Source organism: Bacillus cereus group sp. BceL291 (assembly GCF_051776705.1).
Taxonomy (GTDB): domain Bacteria; phylum Bacillota; class Bacilli; order Bacillales; family Bacillaceae_G; genus Bacillus_A; species Bacillus_A cereus.
In genome coordinates this window covers 132,772-158,050 of record NZ_JBPWAP010000006.1, presented here as the reverse complement: position 1 = coordinate 158,050, position 25,279 = coordinate 132,772, and the positions used below count along the sequence as shown (strand labels likewise).

Genomic DNA, 25,279 nt, shown 5'->3' with positions numbered 1-25,279 from the left:
GTTTTTGATTCATATTCATAAAAAACACGTCACCCTTTCTCATTAACATAAGAAAATAGTAACGTGCTTTTAACTTCAAAAATAGTCTAAATCCTTAAGTTGATGGATGTGTGGCGGTACCCCTATAAGTACACTTACAAGTATATTTATAGATGTACTTATAAGTGAATTATTTAAATTCTTGTCTATATAATTTAAACGAATAAATAGCTCCAACGAAGAATACAAAGGCTTCAAATAATATAAAGATTTGACGGAAATTCTCGATATCTTTACCAACTAAAGAAATAAATATGCAATTCATTAGAATTTGAATAGTAAACATACAAGAAATAATTTTAAAATAAATAGGATTTGTTCTTTCATCTTGTTTACCGATTTTTTTGTAAATAATAATAAGTGCAATTACTGAACCCAAAAATAGAAATGCTGTAAGTCCTACAACGATATTGAAATTGCCTGTACTTTCTAACATCCATTTATTTAATAAATCAATCATTAATATCTTCCTTTCCTACATAAGAGAATATTTCGTTCTTCTTTTTCACTATAATAAAAAAAAGAAAAAGGAAAACATCGAACTTTCTTACAAACATTCGTGTATTCTTACAGTTTTGTCATTTTATAAATTTATTCATCGTCTTGCCTTTCCCTATTTTCTTTGGAAAACATAGTGAATTAAGAAAAAGAACGCTACAAGATCAACTTTCAAGAACGATAATTATGTAAAAACAAAAGTCCTCCAATTAAACAATCCGGAGGACTTTTAATAGTTTTCTAAGTTATCTTCCAAATACATTCAATCCTAAATAAATCAAACTATAACTAATTAAAGCACTTGCAAGCATTAAACCTATTTTTAATAATTTATCTTTTATATTAGGCTTTACCTCACTTATAGGTTTCCCCTCTATAAAATCAACTATTTGACGATAAGTTTTTAAATTATGCTCTTTTTTTATGTTTTCAACTTTCAGTGATGAAAACATAAGCAAAATCGTAAGTACAAAAGGTATTATAAGACCATAATAACCAAAAAAGTAAAATACAGGTGCAATAGAAATAGGAAGTATAATCATTGATGCTAACATGATGTAACTCCACTTAAAGAAAGTTGATTTTTGAAATTCTTCTTTCATGATCTTTACATCTCCTTTAACTAAATCATCCAGGGAGACGTTAAAAAGAATACTCATCATTAGTAAATTATGAATATCTGGATAGTTCCTTTCATTTTCCCAATTAGAAATAGATTGTCTGGAAACATGGATTTTTTCTGCTAACTTCTCTTGGGACATGTTATCCCGTTTACGAAAATATTGTATCTGTTTACCGATGTTCATTTATACATCTCCCTTAAGTTTGAGGTTAAGTTAAAGGCTAATTAAAGACTACCAAAATTCTTTATAATAACGTGATTTTAAGATGTAAAAATGTTTTATCATGCTATTCTCCCCTATTTTTGGTTGAGAAGCTTAGCTAACAATTGTTGTAGTTTCGCCTTTTCCAATCTAACCCAGAGAGCCAATGCAGTTCAACTGTTTTATAATCGGTAAGACTTTATTTCAAATCTACATTAATGCAAATGACCCTAATAAACGAACAAAAAGAAAAAAACTATTTTCAAAGAAGATTAATCTAAACAGTGCAACCTTTTATAAACAGTTCAACTTTGTTTTAAACCAGCATTACCAAGCTAAAAAAACGAAATTCGCCTTATAACAAAAAAAGCAACAACAAGATAATATTTTACTTCCGCAAAAATAATACAGCAAAAGGTACTCCTTTTGATATAGAATGTTTTCATTAAAGGAAGCCGCTTCAAAAGATATAAATATACATTTTTGAAGCACTTCCTAAATAAACTAACCTTTTGATACACTTCTGTTTATATATTAAGGCCTACCCAATTTAAAAATTCATTTGATCCTCTATTGCAATTACAAAAAACAAAATATATTGGTTAGATTTAATACAAATAAAATATTTTTAAAATTAGCCCTAATACAAGGCATATAGGTACTTATTTTAATTTCAAATGCTGAAATCTTACAGCGTAGCTACTGAAAATAAAGAAAAAAGACGTTCAAATCCATACGGATAGAACGTCTTTTTTCTTTATTTCATACATATACTGATTTTTTCACTTATTCATTTTGCATTGTACTTAAAAAATCGATAAATTCATCTTCATTTACGGGTTTACTGTAGTAATACCCCTGAATTAGATAACATGCATTACGCTGTAACACTGTTAATTGTTCTTTCGTTTCTACCCCTTCTGCGATCACTTTCATATTTAAAGTATGTGCTAGTGAAATAATGGTTTGTATAATTTCATTTCCATCCGTAGAAGTCCCGATCCTATTAACAAATTCTCTTGGGATTTTCAAAGTATCAATTGGATACAAAGGAAGATATGCTAATGAAGAATATCCTGTACCAAAATCATCAATTGATAAATGTACACCATATGATTTTAATGCTTTTAACTTCGATAAGGTTTCTTTTTCATCTACCATCGCTATTCTCTCTGTTAATTCCAAATCAATCGAACTAGCAGGTAGCCCTACTTCTTCTATGGTAGATATGATTGTTTGAACAAAACCTTTCTGTTCAAACTCTATAGCTGATAAGTTTATCCCCATCTTTAGATTAGCATAGCCCGCTGAATGCCATTCTTTCAGTTGTCGACACGCTTCCTGTAACGTCCATTGCCCAATTGAAATAATCTGCGACGTTTCTTCTGCGATAGGTATAAACTCAAAAGGTGAAATTATCCCTAGCTCTGGATGTTGCCAACGTATTAAAGCCTCTGCACCAATAACCATACCCGTCTTACTGTCAACTTGTGGTTGATATAATAAAAACAACTCATTATTTTCTAATGCATTCGGTAAATCCTGTTCTAATCGCAATCGTCTTGTTATTTTTTTTGATAATGTCTCGTCATACATGCAAACAGCATTATTACCTTTTTCTTTTGCACTATACATAGCAATATCAGCATGTTGTAAAAGTGAAGTAGTATTTATTCCTCCAAACGGATACACTGCTATTCCTATACTAAGAGTTAAATAAAAACTATGCTGATTAACTACAAATGGTTCTTCAGTTATACGAAATAGAGTTTCACATAAATCCAATAGCTGTTCCTCTGTGCGGTTATGGACAATGATCGCAAACTCATCTCCACCTATTCTTGCTAGAGGAATAGTCGATGACAGACATGTCCTAAAACGTTTGGCCACTTCTTTTAAAACCCTGTCACCAATCGAATGACCCAGTGTATCATTAATAGTCTTAAAGCGGTTTAAATCAATATACAGGAGCCCAAACTTATCCTGTGATTTTTGTGCACGCTTAATGGATCTATCTAATTCTTGTTGGAAGAATGTTCGATTTCCAATCTCCGTCACCGTATCATGGAATGCTAGATAATTTATCTCATCCTGTTGTTGTTTCATCCTCGTTATGTCTTTTACCATTACATAACTCCCAAAAGTTTGTCCTTCTATCATAATAGGAACAATAGTGACATACCAAAAATGTATGTCCTTCTCATTGTTATTTTTTACACGTAACTGTAACGAAGATGAACTACATCGTTTCCCCTTCTTTATAGCTGCCTCCAATTCAGATTTATCTTCATCTAAAAAAATAGAGACGCACTCTTTCCCTATTAATGCAGCACTGTCTTCTCCTAATAACATACTTCCAGACTGGTTTATATTTAATACAATACCGTTTGAATCAATCGTTAAAATAGGATCCGGATGATACTCATATAATGACCTAAATTTCTCTTGATTTTTTACCAAATCATTAGATTTGTTTATTAAATCCCTTGTTCTTTGAGATACCGTTTGTTCTAATTGATTATTAAACACTTTTAAGGTCTCGGTTAAATCTTTGTTTTGCATTCGTACAATTGTATGACGAATCAGTACAAATACAAAAGCAATGCAATTCCCCGTAATCAATGTAGCTGAAGAAGTTTGCTCTTTCAAAGTAAAACCAATTAAGACTGCAACTGCAAGATAAGGGAATATGACAAGGAGTTTCTTTCCAAATATCGGATTTATAATAAAATAATTTCTTTTAGAAGAAGCATCCTTTGGGATTGTAGCAGCAATAGCGATACATAATAGGAAAACTCTATACAAGCACCTTAATAATATAACTGAACGGTCTGACAAATCATCTTGTAAGTAGAAATACAGATAGTCCGTAATAGCCAATCCAGTTAATACTAGGATAAAAATAAACAATTTACTTTTTGCATTGAAAATAGCGGGTCGAAAGATTAAGGTAAATCCAAGTAATAGAAGCAATAAATCTATAATCGGAAAAATAAATGAGAGAAACACATCTCCAATTGATAAGAATAAGATATTTGCAGAAGGTTTATTAAATAAATACCACTCTAATGTAAATATAGCAGTAACAACAATACATAAATCACAAAGTAAATATGCTTTCTCCCATTTGTTACATTCCATCATGATTTTATAAAAGAACGCAAAGAGAAAGAAAAATAAGAAAAACAGTAGAAACACATCAGAAATATTAAAATTTTGTATTGGTAATTCTACATTAAGTACTTGAAAGGCGGATATGAAATTCCCTATCAAAAAACACCCTATTGCAATAGTAATGCAAGCCCAGAATACTCCTAACCTAATTTTTTTGGATAATATAGAATACAGTAATGAGATAAATACAGTAGTTTCAACGACTAAAGATGATAGTCGGATATTAAAATCTGATACGAAATAATGATTCGGAAAAACAAATAAAAATATAAAGCAAAAGCTTATATAAGTTATTAAAGCCAATATCAATACATAAAATTGCACATATACATGTTTACGCAATGGACTCACCTTCTTTAATTTGTCTATACGTTTATTAAAAAATGTCTTGATGGTGACACAAGTCCTACTAATTAAAATGTGTGCTACCCTTTATCCATATTATGACCTTTTTAAAAGATTTCTTTCCACATACAACAGTCTTGTTAACTTTTTGTAGATGTTTACAGTTTTCAATACTGAGGATTCCAAAAAGGATCATTTGAAAAATGTAGTTTTTTTAAGTATTTACGTATCGTAAATTTGGAAGGTACAACTTATCTACTCTTTAAATATGAGATAGAATTTAATCCTCTATTGGATTATAGTTAGTTGCTAACTGTCACACTTAAAAAGGAATGAAAATGTACTATCAATAACATAGAGATTCGAATTAGTTTACGAAACTAACTGTAACTATTATAGTTACAACTTAGATTGATGTCAATTTCATATTACTCCCCTTTTTATGGATAAAAGACACCTTTGAACTTTACAAGAGACAAAAAAAGAAGAGGGATTTCTTCCCTCTTCACCAATAAAATCGAACATATTTACAATTAAGGAAGGGCATACATCCATCATAAGATGAAAGGAACAACAATAGTTCACCTAGTGAATTACAACACAAAAACACTCCCATTAATAGATAATATTAACATTTATGGAATAGTTGTGACAGAATTGTTAAACATCTTAATATTAAAAGGCTTTATATATATAAAAATAGAAAACGGATATTGTAGGGATAAAATATAAGGGGGATATATGATGTTTACAAAAAAACAAAAATTAGTAACAGCCGTAACAACCTTAACATTAGGATGTGGATTTACTTTCGGATTAACACCAGCTTTTGCAGATTCCAATAAGTCGTCGGAAAGCGCCACACCAATTCATTCTATTCAGAACCAAGAACAAGAACCTTTTACTGGATATGTTATTTCAGTAGATAATCATTACTTAGTAGTTGCTGCTACTTCTACAAAGGACGAAACACTTGCTTATCAAAATGATTGGTGGGAGTTAGTTTCTCAGAATAAGATTTTAAGAGTTCCTATTTCAAGTGGTGAAGACTACACAATAGGTGATAAATTAAACGTATATGCAGTTGGTTGGACTGCATCATTACCACCAATTGCTGTAATGCCTACAATTGAAAAAGTAACTCAGTAAGTAATGTATAACATGATCAGGGCATCATTCATAGAATGATGCCCTTTATTTTATCAACGTTTCCCCTTTTTAATAACTTTGTCTATTGTTAGATAAGGAAATGCTTACCGCAAGTAAATCCCACACCCTTTATTTAACGAATTCCCCGAAAGAATTCTCCTTCCTCAAGCATGTGAAGGGCGTAGCCCAACGGTAGGTGGGAGATGAATTTCGGTTTGGCGTAGCCAAAAGGTTTTCCTTTTTATTTTGCCTCTGATATAATCAGTCTTATAAATTATAAAGGCTGGTATATAAATGCAATTAGATAGTAATAACCATTCAGTATTCTTGTTGTATTATCACCTTGTGTTGGTCGTGAAATACAGAAGAAATGTGTTTGATGATGATATGTCAGACTATACAAAAGATATGTTTGTTCGACTATCTGAAAACTATAACATCACATTAGTTGAATGGAATCATGATGTAGATCATGTTCATATTTTGTTCAAGGCACACCCTAATACAGAAATGACAAAATTCATCAATGCTTATAAAAGTGCAAGTTCTCGACTTATTAAAAGAGACTTTCCACAAGTGAAAAAGAAACTTTGGAAAGAGATGTTTTGGTCAAGAAGTTTTTGCTTACTAACTACTGGTGGTTCATCAATAGACGTAGTAAAAACATATATTGAAAATCAAGGTGAAAAGTGAGGTGAAATGATATGACAAAGTATAATAAAGCATATAAATTCCGTTTGTATCCAACAGAAGACCAAGCACACCTTATGCGTAAAACCTTCGGTTGTGTACGTTTCGTGTATAACAGAATGTTAGCTGAACGGAAAGAAGCGTATGAAAAACATAAAGATGATAAGGATCAACTAAAGAAACAAAAGCTTCCCACTCCTGCAAAATACAAAGCAGAATTTGAGTGGTTAAAAGAAGTTGATTCATTAGCTTTGGCAAATGCTCAACTAAACTTGCAAACTGCCTATAAAAATTTCTATAGTGGTCAAAATGACTTCCCAACATTCAAAAGCAAAAAAGACAGAAAGTCTTATACAACGAATGTAGTGAACGGAAATATTATGTTGCTTAACGGTCATATCAAATTGCCAAAACTGAAAATGGTACGTATTAAACAGCATAGAGAAATACCACAAGACCATGTAATCAAGTCATGTACGATTTCTATGACACCTACTGGTAAATACTATGTGTCTATCTTGACTGAATACGAAAAAGCGATTGTACAAAAAGAAGTAGAAACAATTGTTGGATTAGACTTTGCGATGGATCGATTATACGTTAGTTCTGAGGATGAGAGAGCCAATTATCCTAAGTTCTATCGTGAAATGTTAGACCGATTAGTAAAGGCACAACGAGTATTATCAAGAAGAACAAAAGGTTCTATTCGTTGGAATAAACAACGTATCCGTGTAGCTAAGTTACATGAAAAAGTAGCGAACCAACGTAGGAACTTCCTTCATCATAAGTCTAAAGAGTTAGCTACTCATTTTGATGTTGTAGCTATTGAAGATCTAAATATGAAAGGAATGTCGCAAGCACTTCATTTTGGAAAAAGTGTCGCTGACAATAGTTGGGGTATGTTCACTTCTTTTTTAGCTTATAAACTACACGAACAAGGCAAACAACTTGTGAAAATAGACAAATGGTTTCCTTCCACAAAAACATGTAGCAGTTGTGGAAATGTGAAAAATATGTCATTGTCTGAGCGAGTCTATTCTTGTATATGTGGTGTAAATCTCGATAGAGATTATAACGCAGCTATCAATATCAAAAATGAGGCAATACGCCTATTAGCGTTAGCATAGATAGCAATAAAATAACCCTTGGAACGAGGGAGTTAGCTCGGTTGTCTTAGGACGAATTCGTTAGCTATCAAAAGTAACGACTAACCGAGAAGCCCCCACTTCAAACAGTCCATTAGGACGTTAAGTGGCGGGTAGTTCACTAGTTTCAGTATTATTCTCCAACGATACAGTTCTCTCAATCTCTTCAACAGAAATACTGTCCAATAGTTTATCACAACTATTAACATGTTTAGGTGCTAAAGGCTCAGAAGAGCTTTCTGCAAAACTTACTGAGGATGTCTGCAAAATAAAAATTAAACATACTAACGACGACACAAACTTAAAAAGAAAATCTCTTTTTTTCTTCACATAACCACCCATTATGTGAAATTTTAACATAAATTAACCATACCTTTTATGGATATATCTGTAAACTTATTTGATTTTATAAAATTGCAACAGAACTTTCCGCTAATTAACAATTTCATTCTTATTATTCATCTGCATGGTTTATCAATATTATAGTAGAATAGCATCCAGGAATCTCCCTAACAATATAAATCCCCCCTTCTCCAATTCCCCTGAAGCTGAGCAATTCGTACATCCTTACTGCTCTTTTGTTTTATCGTCACCTTTTCAAATCATCTTCATATGTTGTATATAGATATCTCCTTTCAAATTGCAATGATGCCTCTTTCAGGTCCTAATATACGCCTTACAAAGAGCACTTTTGAAAAGTGCTCTTTGTACTTTCTAATACACTCACTCGATAATAAAGTAATTTTAATGTATGAATTGTAACGATTTGCACACACTATAATTGGAAGGCTTGAATCATTGTCATTGCAAAATGTTCAGCGCTTCCGCTCCTTAAGAGAACAGTCTACGCAACTGTTCTCTTTTCCTTTTTTCACAAAAATAACAAGGACAAGCATAGTTAACTATGCTGCGATCAATTGCATTGCAATATTCTCAACGTTCCCTCAACAATTTCTCAATATTTTTCATGGACAATGGCACACTTCCTCAACGTTATTAATATCTTAATATTAAATACTGAAGGAGGTGCTAGAAAATGACTTGGTTCATTATTTTAGAATTTATGCTTATTTTAAGTATAGGTGGCTTTCATACACATAGTATTCATATCATTTTCAAAATAGATTCAGATATAAAAGCTATGCCAAGTTGGTCTTTCGTTAATAAAATAAACTTTCGAACATTTAAAGAATTGTTAAAAAACCCAAACAGGAATAAACTCAAAAGCCTTACCATAGGAGAGCTGTTTATCCCTTTAAGTCTATTCAATAAATTATTTGGCAAAACATTAATTTTTCTAATCCTATTTTTCTATTCTCAATTCTTAAACTAAATATAATATGAGATGAGTAAAAGAATAGCAGTCGCCGACCATAACAAACAACAGACCGCCTATTACAGACGGTCTGTTTTAAAACAAATTGACTATATCAACAAAATAAGGACGACTTAATAATTCAGAATATTCTTATTATTAGTGAAAAAAATCGTAGTTAATTATAAACTATCTATTTCCTGTTATTATCAGATTAAGCCTTTACAGAGAAAAGGGGGATATTATGACTGTTCAAGAAAAAAGTAATAAGCAATTGATGGAATTATTAAATGAATGGTATGAAAAAATTCGTTTATATCATGTAAAGGAAGCAAAACAAACATATCTACACGTAAAGGAAAGCTTAAAAGTAATAGAAACTGATCCATATTTATCATTTTATTACTCACTACTAGATTTTAGATATAAAGTCTTGGTAGATGGAGTGAGTATTACAAAAGATTCCTTTAAGAATATAGAAAAATTCCCTAATATCGAAGAGGATTTTTTATTTTTAGCTTATTATTATCATTTCTTTAAGGCAATCCACTTTACAATTATAGCAAATTATACTGAAGCGAAAACACATTATGAAAAGGCGGAAAGGCTTTTAATTGATATACCTGATGAAATAGAACAGGCCGAGTTTGAGTATAGATTTTCAACTTACTGTTATCAATCTTATCAACCATTTGAAGCGATTCAACATGTAGTAAAAGCCAAAAAAATATATTTGAACCATGTAGGATATGAAATTAATACTGCTTTATGCGACAATGTATATGGTTTAGCCTGTATAGATCTAAGAGAATTTGAAAAAGCGGAAGAATGTCTCAATACGGTTATTGATGTTTTTAATAAGCATAATGAGGAACATTTATTATTAAGAGCACGTTACAATTTAGGCTGGTTATATAATATTCAAGATTTATATCCATTGGCGATCCGACAGAGTTCTGAAATTATAAATAAAATACCGAATCATTTTAAAGCATTATTTGTCTTAGCAAGAGCATATTATAAATTAGAAGGCATTGAAACAGCTAAAGCATATATCAAGCAAGGAATAAACTATACGAATGAAGCAGGAAATGAGGAATATAAGCACCGTTTCGCAGTTTTAAATGAACTATTCACAGAATTACCTAGAATTACACTAGAAAAAGTAGTGACTGATGCAATTTCTTATTTTGAAAAAGAAGAAATGTGGGATTGTGTAAAAGAATATGCAGAGATTTTAGCAATTCAATTTTATGAGACAGATAACCATGTTAAGGCGAGCAAATATTTCTACATTAGCAGTAATGCTGGTAAGAAACATTTGAAAAAAGGAGCGTTAAAGTGATGAAAAAAATAAAGAAAATTGTTTTAAGTATGGTAGTAATAAGTGCATTAGCATATAGCATGAATAGTTTACATGTACCTCAACAATCTTCTACTAATGGTGGAGATACACCAGCACCAACAATACCTAGTGTCTCTGTAGAAGTATCTATTGATTAACGTAATACATTTTTCTCGCTTTAAAAAATCAGAAAATTCAACCTTTTAACAAATAAATACTGAATCCCTAGTCCGAAACAGTTTTGTTTCGGGCTATACACATTACTATACTTGTACGTAGGAAGATATACTAAAAGTAGACGAGATTTTCTATATTTGAACTCGACCCACTCACTTCGCGTTCCTTAAGGAAGGAGTCTTCTTGGCTAAAATGATAAAATACGAGCAACCTATCACCAAATATGGAATGCTCGTATATATACTTCTAGTTAATAAGATTTAAATCTACTTCTAAGAAAAATCATAATTCTATAATCATTTATTATGCTTACAATGTATTAGCTAGATTACAAGATCACAAAATGATACCCACTCTTTGGATACCTAAAGGCGATGGGCTTTCTCGTTCTGAAAGGACTGTAATTTCTTCTCTTTTTGAACTAAGGCCTTTAACTTTTTTAAATAATCGATTTCCATACGTAAACATTCATTTTCATCTTTTAATGCCTCTATAACGCCTTCAATAGCTGCATTATCTAACTTTGAGCTTGTTTTTCCCATAGCTGGACCCCCTTTCTTCTTTTTATATAGGAATTCCACGACTTTTAAATCATATATTTCCCTTCATCTACGAACTATTCCAATAAATCCTTTAACAAAAACAATTCATTTATTTCATTTGTTTTTATTTTATTTATCAAAATTTCAGATATATCTTTTAAAAAATCCTCTGTATCCCTTCCATATCTATCTCCCCTAGATGAATCGTAATACATATTATACCCAACACATTTATAAGCTTTAATCGTATTTTTAACAAAACCAACTTAATTTTAAACAGATATTACACTTTATTCTGTCAACTCCTCCTATATTGATAAATATAATATATCTAATATATTTGACATTTCAATGACTTATAACAGGAAAATATATACATTAAATTAAACCTAATGTATCTTTGATTTGTAAGTCGTAGCTAGTTGGCCAACTTTCAATACACTTTAATAATTAAAAATAAGGGGGATTTAAAATGAATCAAGTATTAGGGAAAAGTAAGAAAAAAATGATGTATCTAGCCAGTTCACTTCTAATTTCTCTATCAATGTTTTCAACTACAAGTTTTGCAGCTACAGAAGGTGCTGTAAAAAGTGTTACAAATGGTAGCTATACCGGTATTGCAGCTGATATAAATCTACCAAAATCAGTTGTTGTCAAAGATGGATATGTGAATTGGTATTTAGGTATTGGAGCATCTAAAGTTGAAGGCGGTATTTCAAAAACATCAAGTGGATATAAAGTATTTCTTAATTCCGGATATAATGAATCAGGTCAAAACAGTAAGTATTGGAACACACAATATGATACATCAATTAAAGATGGTGATCGAGTAAATCTTAAAATAATTAATAACGGAAATGGTACGGTTACTATGTATGTAAATGGAATCCCTAGATATGCAAATCAGCCTGTATATGGCTCATTTTCTCAATACGAACCAGTGAAAATGGTTCAGGGCGTTGAAGATACTGGACGTAATTCTTTTACCCAGGCTAGCTTCTCAAACGTACTTCTAAGAACAGATACATCTGGATCTACCTACAAAAGTTGGAACGGTTCAATTTCTTCCTCATTTTCTAAACACGGTACTTATAGTAACAATTTCACAGTTTATTCTCAAGTACCATTAAGCGCAAGTTTACGCTAAGGTTGTTCTTGTATACGAAATTTTTTTAAAAAGGTAGCTGTATGTACCTTTTGTACAGCTACCTTTTTCATACTTTAATTGCAAAAAGCGTGTCAAAAATAAAAAGATGAAATTGTAAGTATGTTCACTTCTCAATTTCATCTCTTCTAAAAATTGTATATTACCAATTCTCTTGTTCCTCACTATTCTACCAAATTAATAGCAACACATTATTTAGTTATAAGTTCAAACTATTCTACATTTAAACACATACAATAACCTCTATGCTTTGTTATTTCCGTGTGAAACTAATTCACTATATATCTCTTTCTCTATATTCTTTAACAGTATTTCCAATCTATTCTTTGTATCTTGATTAAAATGTGGATTTAGTTCCTTTATTATAAATTCAAGTATCTCAAAGCTTATGTAATCGCCTAATTCAAGTGAATATTGATCAGCCAAAAAAACTTTTAATTTTTTAGAAATTTCCACTTTGTCCTTTTTTGTAATATTTACCCCCATTCGATAACAAACCTCTCTTAGATTAGTCTTAAATACTAATTCAAACAGTTTTTATAACATAATAAAAATATTTTGGAATTAATATAAATCATATAATGAAATTTTTACAAATAAATAAAAAATATACATTATAATCACTAAACAATATATTATGCATCATAAACATAAATTGGCTCGTCATAAAGGCGTAAACATTTTGACCAATTTCCACATAACGTTTCCCATTCACCAGCAGGATATACTTCCGTACGCAATATATGAAGTGGTATACGTAAATTCAATAACCGACCACTAAGCGTCGTACGAGTAACTCCCGCTGGCATTAAAAATTTTGCTTCAATTACCTTTTTCAGTTCCATCAACGAGTATTCTGGATAACTCATTAATATTTCATTTGAATGAGGCCAGACCTCAGTATCATTTGAATGACGGCGTACCGTATACTCATGTTGATATAAACCGACAATATGATGCCATATCTCTAAATGGTTAAATAAATCGCTATTTAAATCCCTTGCATATAAAAAATGTTCTTGTTTATTTGCTTCTGTAATTTTTGCAAGCAAACGTTTATTAGCAATAATCTTACCTGACCAAATTATTGTAGGTTCTTTCTTTAAATTATTTACCCATTCCCCCATTGGTAATAAATGATTCCAAGCACGAATTTTTATTTTTTCATCAGGTACTACCTGTACAGCAACGCGTTTACAACCTAATGCCATCATAGCCTTCATACGATGGGCACCATCAAGTAACAGATAATTACCATCACTAAGCTCAGATACTAAGGGAGGATTCCGTAAAACACCTTCGCTTTCCATTACACGACAAATTTGTTCCAATCTTTTGTGTTCATATGATTCATGAAAGCGAATTTGCTTGGGATGTAAGAGATCTAAGGCCGAAATAATTTCACTCATAAAAACAGCTCCTCAAATAATTACATAAATTCTAAGCTTATCAAATAACTAATTTTCTATAATGATTAGTCGTGTTTACCGATATTTAGCAGCTATTAGATAATTATTTCAAAATACGTTTATTAATTTTACTAGTCTTCTAATAAAACACCAATTTCATTTTCCCTAGCCCTTTGATAGTAATGAGCAGCAATGGCTACATCAAATATGGCCATACCCATTGGATTAAATAATATTGCTTTGTCATAAGGGAAATTTTGCAGTGCTCCTCGGATTACAACGTCAGCAATTGATATTGTATCTTCTTTTTGTAAACCTCTTTCAAGGTGCATCCTTTCAACATCAGTTTTTTCACGACAGACTTCTTCCCAATTATCAACAACTAGAGATTTTGTATATTCTAAGATATCAGCCTTAAAATCACGAAGAGAAACATTGAGTAGCAGCGCCCCATCTTTAGGTTTCTTATCAATATAACCTTCTGCAGAAACAGTACAAGTAATAAAAATATCAGCATCATTATAGGCTTCTTCATATGCATTAACCTTTTGAGTTTTAGAATAAATTTCCTCAGGAATTAATTCGTCTTTAATTCCATTGATATCATATAAGTAAACACTTTCGATTTTATCGCCTAATAGGGCAGTTACCATCTTTAAATGCATCTGACCAATAGGTCCAAATCCAATAATTCCAACTTTAATATTATTTAAATCTCTTAACTTGGCAAACTCTCGAATCATTAACCCTGTAACAGAAGCTGTTCGTATTACACTAACCATTGCTGTATTAAGTGTCGCAAATGGTTTTCCAGTCATAGCATCATTTAATATAGTAACTGAATGAGCACGTTGAATACCTTTTTCAATATTCTTTGGAAAACTAGCTATCCATTTGATTCCTGAAACCTTAAATTCTCCTCCAATATAAGCTGGCATAGCAATAATTCTATTAGCCGGATCAGCGAAACGTAAGTATGGCTTAATTGGCTGAGAAAAATCTTCTGAATCAAGACTTTGTACTGCCTTTGAAATGACATTTATTGTTTCTTCCCAATTAACACCCATTTCATTGATATGTTTCGTATTTAAATACATCATAATTGCTTCCTCATTTCTATATCATTTTTATAAAGAAACTAACTGGTCCTCTACTGATTTTTGTGTATTAAGCCATTCTACCCATTCTACGTTGTAAATAGTAGATGTGTAAGCTTGACCATTATCAGGACATAAGAAAACAACATTAGGGGTATTTTGAACATCCCTATTTTCAAAATACTTTTGGATTGCATAATATGAAGTTCCTGATGATCCACCGGCAAATATTGCATGTTTATTAAATAGCTCATAGCAACCTGCAACAGTATGAATTTCCGGTACAATCATTACATCATCAATCAATGCTTTTTTAACCATACCAGGTATCATACTGGCACCAATTCCTGGTATATATCGTTTACGAGGCTTATCACCAAAGATAATGGATCCTTGACTATCTACCGCAATAATTTTAATATTAGGGAATTTTTCTTTTAATCGTGTAGATACCCCAGCGATCGTCCCTCCAGTGCTCACTCCAATGAAGGCATAGTCTAACTGTTTAAAATCATTAGATATTTCTCCACCAATTCCTTGATAATGAGCTTCAAAGTTATCGGCATTATTATATTGATTTGTCCAGTATGCATTAGGAATAGTATTTAAAAGTTCTTTCACCTTATTTAAACGCGTTAATAAATAGCCACCTGTTTCATCTCGTTCATCCACTTTAGCTACTTGATAGGAAGTTGCTCTCAAAAAATTCTCATAACTATCATTAATATTTGGATCAATAACTGGTATGAATTTTAGACCAATATACCTACAAAGAGTAGCAAGAGCAACCGCAAAGTTACCAGATGAAGATTCGATAATTGTAGAATTTTCAGTCACTTCACCGCGACTTATTGCTGATTTTAAAATATGGTAAGCAGCACGTACTTTAACGCTATTCATTAAATTGTAATATTCTAGTTTTGCATACAGATTAATCTTTTCATGCTCTAATTTAATCATAGGTGTGTTGCCGATTACCCTTTCTAAACTCTCTAATTTCTTGAGCATAATTTGCTTCCTTTCTTGGTTAAAATCTAAAAAAATAATTAAAGATAAATATTTGTAAATGTACTTTCGAATGTACCTCAAATAGAACTTATACCTGAAAGAAAATAAATGCTAAATTCTTTAGTATCGGTAAGCTAAGCACCATTCAAGTACCGCCATAGCACTATTTAGCTTGTTTTCGGCTTGGGTAAATACAATACTTTTCGGTCCATCAATAACTGTTGCTGCTACTTCTTCACCTCGGTGTGCTGGGAGGTCATGCATAAAAGTAGCTTCCGGATATAAAGTCAAAATTTTCTCTGTCACTGCAAATGGATTAAATGCATCTTTCCATAAAGGATCTATTTTGCTTGTCCCTGTTGTTTGCCACCTTGTTGTATATACAACATCCACTTCACTAGGTAACATTTTTATATCATGACATTCTATAACTTTAGCACCAGAAAATCGTGCATATTCTTTTGATTTTTCAAGCACACTTGGAGACACTCCATAACCAGCAGGTGTAAAAAGATATAACTCCGTGCCTGGAAAACGAGATAAAGAAAGAGCTAGGGCTGCTGCACTGTTATTACCTTCTCCCATATATAAAACCCGTAATCCAGCTATTTCACCAAATTTTTGTTTCATTGTTGTTAGGTCTGTTAGCGCTTGTGTTGGATGTTCTTCCGCACTCATTGCATTAATGACTGACATACGACTTTGAGATGCCAGTTTTTCCATTTCCTTTTGACTATCTGCAGTTCTTGCTACTAGTCCATCCAGCATTCGCGAAAGTACTTGAGTAGTGTCTTCTATAGACTCCCCTGTATTTTCTTGCAAATCATTTGGACCATACGATACAATTTGTGCACCCATCTTTAATGCTGCAACAGAAAATGCCGATCGAGTTCTAGTCGATGTTTTACGGAAGTAAATCCCAATTATATTTCCCGCTAATATGTGATTAGGTTGCGATTTACCTGTGGCAAACTCTACCCCACGAGTTACAATTTGGTTAATATCACTATCAGTAAGATCCTCAAGAGTAATTAAATGTTTTCGAATAGCCATTATTATATTACCTCCCTTTTGAATAAGTGCATGTAACAAAAATGTATTTACATATGTATGTAAATAGAAACTATTAAAACAGCTAAGGTAAAAAATAATAGATTGCAAATATAATTCATGTGGATCCATTACCACACTTTTCTATATTTGTTTTTAAACTAATGTATAGCATTCGAGTTCATATAGGCTATATGAACTCGAATGCTATTTTTACTCATAAATACTTACATATAATTCTATTGTTAGTCTATATTCCTATTTTTTATGATATAGCTCTGCTGAATATATTACACACTACAACGCTAAAAATATACTCAAAATACTGAATTTTCAGCTTTCTCAATTCTTTTATCAATTTTCTGTCAATTCATACTTGAATTCTCTTTTTTACTAATAATATACATACAATGTTGGCCGTTTCTTTTATAGCCTCATCTCTAAAAAATCCAACCATTCAAAAATATCGTTTTCCAGATTGTCAGTTAAGATGCAAATTACTGCTGCAGTTATTAAAGAACCCTCTTTAAAAGAGATATACTCCTTCTACTGGCTCGCTATTAGTAGTTATGCTAATCTCTTAATTGTTACAGCTACAACGTTAACAATTGTTATTGCAACTATTGATCTAAGTAAAAAAACAATGAATGACATACTAATATATACAAAAAGTGATCTATTAAGCGTAAAATGATTGCATATCCAGCAAGTTTAATTACTTATTCAGATCTTTACTTTTAGAATTTTCAAAATTAAATCCCCAAAAATTTTCTTTCCTTAGGGAAATATCGATCATTTTAAACTATGTAAGAATGCTTATCTTCTATAAAGTAATTACACAAATCAACAAAATCAATTTCAATTATTGATTCTGGAAAACTATCTAAAGAAGCACAACAAGAAAGCTTATAATCTTTACCAATGGTAAACTTTTTATAATAAACCTCATTAGATAGCATGTCACCATAAAATATTGTATTTTTATTAATAACAAAAGAGTTTAAAGGTATAGTTAGTCCTTTCCCTATCCATTTAACAAAGCTTTCTTTTATAGTCCATAATTCATAAAACACATCTAATTTTTGTTCTACATTTAATGAATTTAAATAATTAAATTCTTCCTCAGTAAAAATATTTTTAATCATTGTAGTATCTATGGGCCGGACTTTTTCTACATCTATTCCTACTTCTTCCTCATGAATAGCTCCAACAACCCAACTTTCGGAATGTGATATATTAAAATAAAAATTATTTAACTCATCAACATAAGGCTTTCCGTATTCATTGTATTTATATTTAATATCTTTATTTTCTTTTGAGAAATTTGTAGTAATTAAATATCTTATTATAATATCTCCAATTAAGGCGCTATATTGGTCGGGCTTTCTTTTATATTTCTGTATTTTCATCTGCTTTTCTTTTGAGACCAAACGCATAAGTTTTTGCATAATATTATGTTCTATATTTCCTGGCACACGTACCTTATATATATTCATTATTTCCTTCCCACCTAACATCTTATATAAATTTAAAAACTCTCAATGAACAATTCCTATTTATTTTTGATAGTAAAAAACATTTTCAGAGGATAATATTCTATTTTACATTCATATTTTCGACTTATTTTCTAACCTCTTTATGTCTATTATTGAATGGGCTCAAAGAAAAAAGTCTCATAATATGTTATACACGAATTTATGAGACTTTTAGAAAACTAATAGTGTACAATTTCAAATAATATTTCACCTATTTACATGTGCTAATAAGAGCATTTGTTTAAAACTTATTTTTATACTCTTTACCAACTCATGAATATGCGGTTTCTCTAACATACTCAGATGGGAACCTGGCACTTGCAAAGCGTATACTTCCCCTGATGTATATTCATTCCATCTGTTATAATCTACTAGTGGGTGAATGTCATTAATAGATGCATTAAATAGAAAGATATCTGCTTTTATTTTTTGTTTACAATTATATTTTAGGTATGCATATCTATTAGCTATCATTACTTTTAACTTATTCATCATTGGATCTTCAAAATTTTGCTGACAACTATTTTCATTCAATGTAAATTTTTTCAGTAAAGATTCTATTAATTGTTCTTCACTCATTTGCTCAAAACTAATTTTCTCAATCCCTAACTGATCATTGAATTTTTCCAATTCTTCAAAGGCATTCTTAATATTTAAACTAAGAATCTCCTTACCTTGTTCAATAGGATGAACATCAAGTAAACCTAGAAAACTAACTTTATCACCTAGTTCTTCTAATTTTCTAGCCATTTCAAATGCAACTATTCCTCCAAAAGACCATCCTAATAAGGTATATGGCCCTTCTTTTTTTACTTGTTTAATTTCTTCTATATATCTTACCGCCATTTCCTCTACAGATAAGTTTGGAAATCTATTATCATCATATCCTATAGATTGTAACCCATATACATTCTTATCCTCTCCTAATTCTCTAGCCAAATCATAATAGTTTAATATACCCCCTCCTTGTCCATGAACAATGAACCATTGACTATCCTTGTTTGTCCCATTTTGAATTGGAATTAAACACTCACTGTCTATTCCTTTATTCCTACTTATTACATCACTTAATTGTTCAATAGTAGCCTTTTGAAATAATAAACTTAATGGCAGTTGCACATTAAACATTCTCTTGATATTTTCGAATAACTTTAATCCCTTAAGAGAATGACCACCTAATTCAAAGAAATTATCATTTATACCAATATTATTTACGCCTAATATACTACTCCAAATATCAATTAAACTACTATCTATTTCATTTCTTGGTGGTACATAATTACTATTGCCCAGTGTATTTAGCTTCGGTAACTTACTTCTATCTATTTTCCCATTTTGTGTTAATGGTATATTGTGAATTGGTATGAGTTGTTGAGGTATCATATAATGTGGTAACTTTGTTGCCAAATATGCTCTTACCTCTGGAATAGGAATATCTTTTTCTGTAACTACGTATGCACATAAATACTTTTCCCCAGCTTCATCTTCTTGATCTATTACTACGGCCGTTTTGATTGTCTCATATTTTAACAAACTCGCTTCTATCTCACCTAGTTCTATTCGATATCCCCTTATTTTTACTTGATGATCGACTCGGCCCAAGTATTCAATGTTACCATCAGGTAGCCACCTTGCTATATCCCCTGTTTTATATAGTTTCTCACCTCGTTCAAATGGATGATCAATAAATTTATCTACTGTTAATTCTTTTCGATTGATGTATCCTCTAGCTAACCCTATGCCAGAAATACATATTTCTCCTGGAACACCTATAGGTTGTATCCTATGAAATGAATCCAATATATAAATTTTAGTATTTAACAACGGCGAACCTATCGGTACGTTTTGTGTTGTAATTTCTTTATTACTCTCATATCGATAAGATGTACAACAAACTGTAGCCTCTGTAGGTCCGTATCCATTTAATATTTGGAGGCTCCCCCTAAATAGATGATCGTATTTTGCGAGTAATTCTGTTTTAATGGGTTCTACTCCCACAAGTAACTTATTTAACACTATCTTCTGGTTATCTCTAACAAAATAATCATATATTTCATTTAATAAAGTAGGTGGAATATATGATAATGTAACCTGTTCCTCAAGAATGACTTGTACAAGTTTTGATACATCAAACTTCTCACCTTGATAAATAGTCATTCTTGCGCCATATATCAATGGGACAAATATCTCAAAAATAGTAACATCAAAAGAAATACTACTTGAGAATAGAACGTTATCAGTTATCCCTATATCTTGAGAGAAATCTTCATACATTGCACACAAAAAGTTAGTCAAGGATCGATGTTCAATCATTACTCCTTTAGGTTGTCCTGTAGAACCTGATGTATAAATAACATACGCTAAGTTGTGAGGTTCTATCATCATGTGCATGTCTTCTCCTGGTTCTTCTTCAAAAGACATATCCATTAGATCTATTACATTACCTTGGAACTCTATCCCCTTTATAATAGAGTTTTGATGTACTAATACATGTGAACCCCCACTGTCTGTCAGCATATATTCCACTCTTTGTTTTGGTAAGTCGGTATCAATTGGTAAATACGCCCCACCTGCTTTTAAGACACCTAATATACCTATAACCATCTCGATGGAGCGTTCCATCATCACACCAACAATGGATTCTCTTTTAACTCCTTGGTCTAATAACCTTCTCGCCAACTGATTAGCTTTTATATTTAATTCATTATATGTAATTCCTTTTTCATTACATACAACGGCTATTTGATTAGGGTTCCGTTTTACTTGTTCTTCAAACATTTTATGCACTAATAAATGATTAGAATTTGAATTCTCTTTTTTGTTAAATTCATTCATAATACAATGTTCTTCTTCTATAGATAACATATTAATATTACGCAATCGTACTCTAGGGTTATTAGTTACTTCCTCAACTATATTTGTAAAATGTACCATTAACCTTTCTATTGTCTCCGCTTTAAATAACTTAGTACTATATTCTACTTTTAAATGAATGTTATTATCTATTTCCGTTGCTACTAATGACAAATCAAATTTTGAAACTGACTGCTTAAACGGATACGGTGTAAATTCTAATTCACCAATAGTTATTGGATTCATATCCATGTTTTGAAAAACAAACATGGTATCAAATAATGGATTTCTACTTGTATCCCTATGCAAGTCTAAACCTTCTAATAGTTCTTCAAAAGGATAGTCTTGATTTTCATAAGCTTCTAATGTATTGAGTTTTAATCTACTCAAAAACTCAATAAACTCATCGTCATTTTCTAGATAATTTCTCATTACCAAAGTATTAATAAACATACCAATCATATGATTAGTATCAGAATGAGACCTTCCAGCAATAGGCGAACCTACAATAATGTCTTCTTGACCTGTGTATCTAGATAAAAGTATGTTATAAATGGCCAATAAAATCATATATGGCGTGGTACCAGTTTCAGTTGCTAGCTTATTTACTTTAAAAGTTAAATCTGTTCTCAAATTAAAAGAACAAACATTACCTTTAAAGCTTTGTATAGTCGGTCTTTGAAAATCGGTTGGAAAATTTAAAACCGGGAGTTCTCCTTTTAAAGTTGTTAACCAATAATTCTTTTGTTCACTAATTAGATTCTTATAGTAAGGTCCATTTTGCCACATCACATAGTCTTTGTACTGCACTCTCAATTTTGGAAGCTCATTTCCTTTATACAATTCTACAAACTCTTTTATTAATATCCCCATTGATAAACCATCAGATATTATATGATGCATATCTACTACAAGGATATGTCTTTCTTCTGCTATCCTTAAAAGCAACATCCTTAATAATGGAGGTTTTGATAAATCAAATGGACTTATAAACTCATGTATTAAATAATCCGCATCTTTTTCATTTACATGAACGTATTCAATATTGAAATCTACATTAGGCTCAATTTTCTGCACTAATTCCCCATCTAAAATTTGAAAAGAAGTTCTTAATATTTCATGTCTCTCAATTAAAGATTGAAATATATTTTCAAACTTATCTTTACAAATATCCCCTTCTACTTTAAGTATTGTGGGCATATTATAAGTTGTATTTGTACCATCTTCGAATTGATCTACTATAAACATTCTCTTTTGTGACGTAGAAGCTAAATAATACTCTTGTTGTTTTACAGGTTCTATGGAAATATAATTACTTTTTTCCATTTCTAATATACATTTTGAAAAATCAACCAAAACAGGAAACTTAAATAGGGATTTAATAGATAATTGCACATTAAATTCTTTATTAACGATAGAAATTAGCCTAGCAGCCTTTAATGAATGACCACCTATCTCAAAAAAATTATCCCGTATTCCTACCCTTTGTATTCCTAATACATCTTTCCAAATCTCAACTAATTTTCTTTCTGTAGAATTTGTCGGCTCTAGATGACTAGATTTCAAATTATTAATAGGTTGAGGTAATTTTTTTCTATCTATTTTTCCGTTTTGTGTTAACGGTATGTTTTGAATGGATATGATTTGTTGAGGTATCATATAATATGGTAACTTGGTTGCTAAATATGCTCTTACCTCTGGAATAGGAATATCTTTTTTGGTAACTACATACGCACATAAATACTTTTCTCCACTTTCATCTTCTCGCTGTATTACTACGGCGGATTTGATTGTCTCATATTTTAACAAACTTGCTTCTATCTCACCTAGTTCTATTCGATATCCCCTTATTTTCACTTGATGATCAACTCGTCCCAAGTATTCTATGTTACCATCAGGTAGCCATCTCGCTATATCTCCTGTTTTATATAATTTCTCACCATGTTCAAATGGATGATCGATAAATTTATCTGCTGTTAATTCTTTTCGATTGATGTATCCCCTAGCTAACCCTATGCCAGAAATACATATTTCTCCTGGAACACCTATAGGTTGTAGCCTGTGAAATGAATCCAATATATAAATTTTAGTATTTAACAATGGCGAACCTATTGGTACGTTTTGTATTGTAATTTCTTTATCCCTCTCATATTGATAAGATGTACAACAGACTGTAGCCTCTGTAGGTCCGTATAAATTTAATATTTGGAGGTTCCCCCTAAATAGATGATCGTATTTTGCGAGTAATTCTGTTTTAATTGATTCTACTCCCACGAAAAGTTTATTTAACGATATCTTCTGATTCGCCCTTACAAAATAATCATATATTTCATTTAATAAGGTAGGTGGAATATATGCTAACGTGACCTGTTCCTCAAGAATGACTTGTACAAGTTTTGGTACATCAAACTTCTCACCTTGATAAATAGTCATTCTTGCTCCATATACCAATGGGACAAATATTTCAAATATAGTAACATCAAAAGAAATACTACTTGAGAATAGTACATTATCAGTTATCCCTATATCTTGAGAGAAGTCCTCATACATTGCACACAAAAAATTAGTTAAGGAACGATGTTCAATCATTACCCCTTTGGGCTGGCCTGTAGAACCTGATGTATAAATAACATATGCCAAATTTTGAGGTTCCATCGTTATCTGCAAATCTTCTACTTGTTCTTCTTCAAAAGGAATATCCATTAGATTTATTACACTACCTTGAAATGCTACTCCCTTTATAATAGAGTTTTGATATGTTAGTACATGTGAACACCCGCTGTCTGTCAGCATATATTCCACTCTTTGTTTTGGTAACTCGGTATCAATCGGTAAATACGCCCCACCCGCTTTTAAGATACCTAATATGCCTACAATCATCTCAATAGAGCGTTCCATCATCACACCAACAATGGATTCTCTTTTAACTCCCTGGTCTAATAACCTTCTCGCCAACTGATTAGCTTTTATATTTAATTGTTTATATGTAATTTCTTTTCCATTACATACAATCGCTATTTGATTAGGATTCTGTTTTACCTGCTCTTCAAATAATTGAGGAGCTGTTACAGTCTCACAAAGTAATGTTTTATGAACTCTAGTCGTATGATTGAAATCAAATAATATTTGATTCTTTTCTGTTTTAGGCATTACATCTAGATCCATTGCAGATTTATTTGGATCTTTCATTAATATATCTAAAATATTATATAAATGATTAACTATTCTACTAACTAATCCTTCACTATATAAAGTAGAGTTGTAATCCACTTGAACCTTTAACTGTTCTTCATTTTTCATAAACCTAATAACCATATCAGAGTTTATTTTATCTGTACTCTCATAACAATGAATATCATCTAACATTACTATTGTATTTAATAAGGGAAGATTATTACTCTCTCCATCTAGACTTAATAATTGAGTAAGTTTATTAAAAGGAAAATGACAATGTTCATTTGACTCTAAAATTATTTCTTTAATTTTATATATTATTTCTTTAAAATTATCTTCTTGATTTATTTGAGTACGTAATAATAAAAAGTTGTTTTGAAAAACCGTCTCTTCTTGACCTTGTTTAAAAACTGGCATTCCAATTACTACATCATCCTTATCGGTATATCTACTTAAGAGATATTTCACACCTGATAATAAAATAGTGTACAGTAACATATCAGAATTATTGCTAATTGCTACAGCTCTCTTCGCAATATCCGATGGGAATTGACAATAATAACTTTCTTTAGAAGCCTGAATATTATTTAAAGACAGACAATCACAAGGAAATCTACTTAACTCAACATCACCTGATAACTTGTCTAACCAATATTCTTTTTCTTTTTTAAATTTTTCACTAGATAATAAAACCTGCTGGGTAAATTTATCAAGCATTTTTTCTTCCCACCATTCTCTATGATAT

At 31.2% G+C, this 25,279-nt stretch carries 19 protein-coding genes; 7 read left to right on the top strand and 12 right to left on the bottom strand.

Features of this window, described 5'->3' with window-relative positions:
- Positions 1 to 169 precede the first annotated feature (169 nt).
- From ACS2CR_RS07245 to ACS2CR_RS07235, 3 genes are all read right to left on the bottom strand, one after another.
- The gene (locus ACS2CR_RS07245) at positions 170 to 499 is read right to left on the bottom strand and encodes a 6-aminohexanoate hydrolase (RefSeq protein WP_153602520.1); all 330 of its coding nucleotides are present in this window, start codon (positions 497 to 499) and stop codon (positions 170 to 172) included.
- Between the two features lie 283 nt (positions 500 to 782).
- Complete coding sequence (locus ACS2CR_RS07240) at positions 783 to 1,343, bottom strand: helix-turn-helix domain-containing protein (RefSeq protein ID WP_153602521.1); 561 nt, start codon at positions 1,341 to 1,343, stop codon at positions 783 to 785.
- Positions 1,344 to 2,147: 804 nt separating this feature from the next.
- Positions 2,148 to 4,877: a sensor domain-containing protein gene (locus ACS2CR_RS07235; RefSeq protein WP_153602522.1), complete on the bottom strand. Its 2,730-nt coding sequence runs from the start codon at positions 4,875 to 4,877 to the stop codon at positions 2,148 to 2,150.
- A gap of 747 nt (positions 4,878 to 5,624) precedes the next feature.
- Here ACS2CR_RS07235 and ACS2CR_RS07230 point away from each other — a divergent pair.
- The 3 genes from ACS2CR_RS07230 (at position 5,625) to ACS2CR_RS07220 (ending at position 7,846) form a co-directional block, all read left to right on the top strand.
- The gene (locus ACS2CR_RS07230; protein ID WP_153602523.1) at positions 5,625 to 6,029 is read left to right on the top strand and encodes a DUF3221 domain-containing protein; all 405 of its coding nucleotides are present in this window, start codon (positions 5,625 to 5,627) and stop codon (positions 6,027 to 6,029) included.
- A gap of 294 nt (positions 6,030 to 6,323) precedes the next feature.
- A complete protein-coding gene (gene tnpA / locus ACS2CR_RS07225; protein WP_153602524.1) occupies positions 6,324 to 6,722 on the top strand; it encodes an IS200/IS605 family transposase in 399 nt (132 codons plus the stop codon).
- 11 nt (positions 6,723 to 6,733) lie between these two features.
- Positions 6,734 to 7,846, top strand: coding sequence for an RNA-guided endonuclease TnpB family protein (locus ACS2CR_RS07220; protein WP_153602525.1), 1,113 nt, complete (start codon positions 6,734 to 6,736; stop codon positions 7,844 to 7,846).
- A 120-nt stretch (positions 7,847 to 7,966) separates the two neighbouring features.
- Here ACS2CR_RS07220 and ACS2CR_RS07215 read toward each other — a convergent pair whose 3' ends face one another.
- Entirely contained in the window at positions 7,967 to 8,194 is a 228-nt protein-coding gene (locus tag ACS2CR_RS07215) for a hypothetical protein (RefSeq protein ID WP_255287580.1), read from the bottom strand.
- 706 nt (positions 8,195 to 8,900) lie between these two features.
- Between ACS2CR_RS07215 and ACS2CR_RS07210 the strand changes: the two genes are divergently transcribed.
- The 3 genes from ACS2CR_RS07210 to ACS2CR_RS07200 all read left to right on the top strand — a co-directional run bounded on the left by ACS2CR_RS07210 (position 8,901) and on the right by ACS2CR_RS07200 (position 10,682).
- Positions 8,901 to 9,197 (top strand): hypothetical protein, encoded by a 297-nt coding sequence (locus tag ACS2CR_RS07210; protein WP_153602526.1) that lies wholly within the window; start codon positions 8,901 to 8,903, stop codon positions 9,195 to 9,197.
- A 226-nt stretch (positions 9,198 to 9,423) separates the two neighbouring features.
- Positions 9,424 to 10,524, top strand: a complete 1,101-nt coding sequence (locus tag ACS2CR_RS07205) for a hypothetical protein (protein WP_153602527.1) — start codon at positions 9,424 to 9,426, stop codon at positions 10,522 to 10,524.
- Entirely contained in the window at positions 10,524 to 10,682 is a 159-nt protein-coding gene (locus ACS2CR_RS07200; RefSeq protein WP_098640813.1) for a Phr family secreted Rap phosphatase inhibitor, read from the top strand. Before ACS2CR_RS07205 ends, ACS2CR_RS07200 begins: the two co-directional genes overlap by 1 nt.
- A gap of 384 nt (positions 10,683 to 11,066) precedes the next feature.
- On the opposite strand, the gene ACS2CR_RS07195 is transcribed toward ACS2CR_RS07200, so the two are convergent.
- Entirely contained in the window at positions 11,067 to 11,243 is a 177-nt protein-coding gene (locus tag ACS2CR_RS07195; RefSeq protein ID WP_309567753.1) for a hypothetical protein, read from the bottom strand.
- Between the two features lie 472 nt (positions 11,244 to 11,715).
- On the opposite strand from ACS2CR_RS07195, the gene ACS2CR_RS07190 reads away from it, so the two are divergent.
- Entirely contained in the window at positions 11,716 to 12,390 is a 675-nt protein-coding gene (locus tag ACS2CR_RS07190) for a hypothetical protein (protein WP_153602528.1), read from the top strand.
- A gap of 261 nt (positions 12,391 to 12,651) precedes the next feature.
- Here ACS2CR_RS07190 and ACS2CR_RS07185 read toward each other — a convergent pair whose 3' ends face one another.
- The 7 genes from ACS2CR_RS07185 to ACS2CR_RS07155 all read right to left on the bottom strand — a co-directional run bounded on the left by ACS2CR_RS07185 (position 12,652) and on the right by ACS2CR_RS07155 (position 25,251).
- Positions 12,652 to 12,894, bottom strand: a complete 243-nt coding sequence (locus ACS2CR_RS07185; RefSeq protein ID WP_153602529.1) for a DUF2164 family protein — start codon at positions 12,892 to 12,894, stop codon at positions 12,652 to 12,654.
- Between the two features lie 149 nt (positions 12,895 to 13,043).
- Entirely contained in the window at positions 13,044 to 13,817 is a 774-nt protein-coding gene (locus ACS2CR_RS07180; RefSeq protein WP_153602530.1) for a ParB N-terminal domain-containing protein, read from the bottom strand.
- Between the two features lie 131 nt (positions 13,818 to 13,948).
- Positions 13,949 to 14,917 (bottom strand): 2,3-diaminopropionate biosynthesis protein SbnB, encoded by a 969-nt coding sequence (sbnB, locus tag ACS2CR_RS07175; protein ID WP_153602531.1) that lies wholly within the window; start codon positions 14,915 to 14,917, stop codon positions 13,949 to 13,951.
- Positions 14,918 to 14,944: 27 nt separating this feature from the next.
- A complete protein-coding gene (gene sbnA / locus ACS2CR_RS07170) occupies positions 14,945 to 15,922 on the bottom strand; it encodes a 2,3-diaminopropionate biosynthesis protein SbnA (RefSeq protein ID WP_153602550.1) in 978 nt (325 codons plus the stop codon).
- Between the two features lie 120 nt (positions 15,923 to 16,042).
- Positions 16,043 to 16,975 (bottom strand): ornithine carbamoyltransferase, encoded by a 933-nt coding sequence (locus ACS2CR_RS07165; protein WP_153602532.1) that lies wholly within the window; start codon positions 16,973 to 16,975, stop codon positions 16,043 to 16,045.
- A 794-nt stretch (positions 16,976 to 17,769) separates the two neighbouring features.
- Positions 17,770 to 18,468 carry a 4'-phosphopantetheinyl transferase family protein gene (locus ACS2CR_RS07160; RefSeq protein WP_153602534.1) on the bottom strand — a complete coding sequence of 233 codons (699 nt, stop codon included), beginning with the start codon at positions 18,466 to 18,468 and terminating at the stop codon, positions 17,770 to 17,772.
- 246 nt (positions 18,469 to 18,714) lie between these two features.
- Entirely contained in the window at positions 18,715 to 25,251 is a 6,537-nt protein-coding gene (locus ACS2CR_RS07155) for an amino acid adenylation domain-containing protein (RefSeq protein WP_153602535.1), read from the bottom strand.
- Positions 25,252 to 25,279: the final 28 nt, after the last annotated feature.

Excerpts from the sequence above, each read along its gene's own strand:
- ACS2CR_RS07245 (WP_153602520.1), bottom strand. The coding sequence starts at position 499 with ATGATTGATTTATTAAATAAATGGATGTTAGAAAGTACAGGCAATTTC.
- ACS2CR_RS07240 (WP_153602521.1), bottom strand. The coding sequence starts at position 1,343 with ATGAACATCGGTAAACAGATACAATATTTTCGTAAACGGGATAACATG.
- ACS2CR_RS07230 (WP_153602523.1), top strand. The coding sequence starts at position 5,625 with ATGTTTACAAAAAAACAAAAATTAGTAACAGCCGTAACAACCTTAACA.
- tnpA (WP_153602524.1), top strand. The coding sequence starts at position 6,324 with ATGCAATTAGATAGTAATAACCATTCAGTATTCTTGTTGTATTATCAC.
- ACS2CR_RS07220 (WP_153602525.1), top strand. The coding sequence starts at position 6,734 with ATGACAAAGTATAATAAAGCATATAAATTCCGTTTGTATCCAACAGAA.
- ACS2CR_RS07210 (WP_153602526.1), top strand. The coding sequence starts at position 8,901 with ATGACTTGGTTCATTATTTTAGAATTTATGCTTATTTTAAGTATAGGT.
- ACS2CR_RS07205 (WP_153602527.1), top strand. The coding sequence starts at position 9,424 with ATGACTGTTCAAGAAAAAAGTAATAAGCAATTGATGGAATTATTAAAT.
- ACS2CR_RS07200 (WP_098640813.1), top strand. The coding sequence starts at position 10,524 with ATGAAAAAAATAAAGAAAATTGTTTTAAGTATGGTAGTAATAAGTGCA.
- ACS2CR_RS07195 (WP_309567753.1), bottom strand. The coding sequence starts at position 11,243 with ATGGGAAAAACAAGCTCAAAGTTAGATAATGCAGCTATTGAAGGCGTT.
- ACS2CR_RS07190 (WP_153602528.1), top strand. The coding sequence starts at position 11,716 with ATGAATCAAGTATTAGGGAAAAGTAAGAAAAAAATGATGTATCTAGCC.
- ACS2CR_RS07185 (WP_153602529.1), bottom strand. The coding sequence starts at position 12,894 with ATGGGGGTAAATATTACAAAAAAGGACAAAGTGGAAATTTCTAAAAAA.
- ACS2CR_RS07180 (WP_153602530.1), bottom strand. The coding sequence starts at position 13,817 with ATGAGTGAAATTATTTCGGCCTTAGATCTCTTACATCCCAAGCAAATT.
- sbnB (WP_153602531.1), bottom strand. The coding sequence starts at position 14,917 with ATGATGTATTTAAATACGAAACATATCAATGAAATGGGTGTTAATTGG.
- sbnA (WP_153602550.1), bottom strand. The coding sequence starts at position 15,922 with ATGCTCAAGAAATTAGAGAGTTTAGAAAGGGTAATCGGCAACACACCT.
- ACS2CR_RS07165 (WP_153602532.1), bottom strand. The coding sequence starts at position 16,975 with ATGGCTATTCGAAAACATTTAATTACTCTTGAGGATCTTACTGATAGT.
- ACS2CR_RS07160 (WP_153602534.1), bottom strand. The coding sequence starts at position 18,468 with ATGAATATATATAAGGTACGTGTGCCAGGAAATATAGAACATAATATT.
- ACS2CR_RS07155 (WP_153602535.1), bottom strand. The coding sequence starts at position 25,251 with ATGCTTGATAAATTTACCCAGCAGGTTTTATTATCTAGTGAAAAATTT.